The organism is uncultured Luteimonas sp., assembly GCF_947492465.1.
Taxonomy (GTDB): Bacteria; Pseudomonadota; Gammaproteobacteria; order Xanthomonadales; family Xanthomonadaceae; genus Luteimonas.
In genome coordinates this window covers 1-1628 of the sequence record NZ_CANLNF010000027.1, presented here as the reverse complement: position 1 = coordinate 1628, position 1628 = coordinate 1, and the positions used below count along the sequence as shown (strand labels likewise).

General features: G+C 56.4%; 2 rRNA genes. Both read right to left on the bottom strand.

The features are described 5' to 3' along the window. Nucleotides 1-22: 22 nt before the first annotated feature. Nucleotides 23-135: ribosomal RNA gene (rrf, locus tag Q0863_RS18415) — 5S ribosomal RNA — on the bottom strand. 143 nt (nucleotides 136-278) lie between these two features. Next, nucleotides 279-1628, bottom strand: a 23S ribosomal RNA gene (locus Q0863_RS18410); the annotation flags it as partial.

Sequence of the window (1628 nt, the reverse complement as noted above, 5' to 3'; positions counted from 1 at the left end):
GCTGGGGGTTTTGGGGTAAAGACCCTGGCGATGACCTACTCTCGCATGCGGCTGCACACTACCATCGGCGCGTAAGCGTTTCACTTCCGAGTTCGGAATGGGATCGGGTGGTTCCACTCAGCTATTGTCACCAGGGAGAGGGTGGAGGGTCGCCGGCACCGGTACGGATCAAGCCGTAGACGGAGCAGCGCTCACGCTCTCGAAGGGGGGAAGTAGCGAACGGGTTGGTCTTGACTGTCGGCGACGTGGTCGCAGAGTCCAAGGCCACTTGAGGTTATATGGTCAAGCCGCACGGATCATTAGTACTGGTTAGCTCAACGCATTACTGCGCTTACACACCCAGCCTATCAACCACCTGGTCTTGATGGTTCCTTTAGGGGGCTTGTGCCCCGGGAGATCTCATCTTGAGGCGCGCTTCCCGCTTAGATGCTTTCAGCGGTTATCGCTTCCGAACATAGCTACCCGGCAGTGCCACTGGCGTGACAACCGGAACACCAGAGGTTCGTCCACTCCGGTCCTCTCGTACTAGGAGCAGCCCCTCTCAAATCTCCAACGCCCATGGCAGATAGGGACCGAACTGTCTCACGACGTTCTGAACCCAGCTCGCGTACCACTTTAAATGGCGAACAGCCATACCCTTGGGACCGACTACAGCCCCAGGATGTGATGAGCCGACATCGAGGTGCCAAACACCGCCGTCGCTATGGACGCTTGGGCGGTATCAGCCTGTTATCCCCGGAGTACCTTTTATCCGTTGAGCGATGGCCCTTCCATACAGAACCACCGGATCACTAAGTCCTACTTTCGTACCTGCTTGATCCGTCGATCTTGCAGTCAAGCACGCTTATGCCTTTGCACACAGTGCGCGATGTCCGACCGCGCTGAGCGTACCTTCGAGCTCCTCCGTTACTCTTTGGGAGGAGACCGCCCCAGTCAAACTACCCACCACACACGGTCCCCGACCCGGATTACGGGCCCAGGTTAGAACGTCAAGCACGACAGGGTGGTATTTCAAGGATGGCTCCACCCCAGCTAGCGCCAGGGTTTCACAGCCTCCCACCTATCCTACACAGACGAACTCAACGTTCAGTGTGAAGCTATAGTAAAGGTTCACGGGGTCTTTCCGTCTTGCCACGGGAACGCTGCATCTTCACAGCGATTTCAATTTCACTGAGTCTCGGGTGGAGACAGCGCCGCTGTCGTTACGCCATTCGTGCAGGTCGGAACTTACCCGACAAGGAATTTCGCTACCTTAGGACCGTTATAGTTACGGCCGCCGTTTACCGGGGCTTCGATCAAGAGCTTCGCCTTGCGGCTGACCCCATCAATTAACCTTCCGGCACCGGGCAGGCGTCACACCCTATACGTCCACTTTCGTGTTTGCAGAGTGCTGTGTTTTTGATAAACAGTCGCAGCGGCCTGGTCACTTCGGCCTCCCCCAGCTATTCACCAGAAGAGGCGCACCTTCTCCCGAAGTTACGGTGCTATTTTGCCTAGTTCCTTCACCCGAGTTCTCTCAAGCGCCTGAGAATTCTCATCCTACCCACCTGTGTCGGTTTACGGTACGGTCTGCGTAAGCTGAAGCTTAGGAGCTTTTCCTGGAAGCGTGATATCAGCAGCTTCGTCCT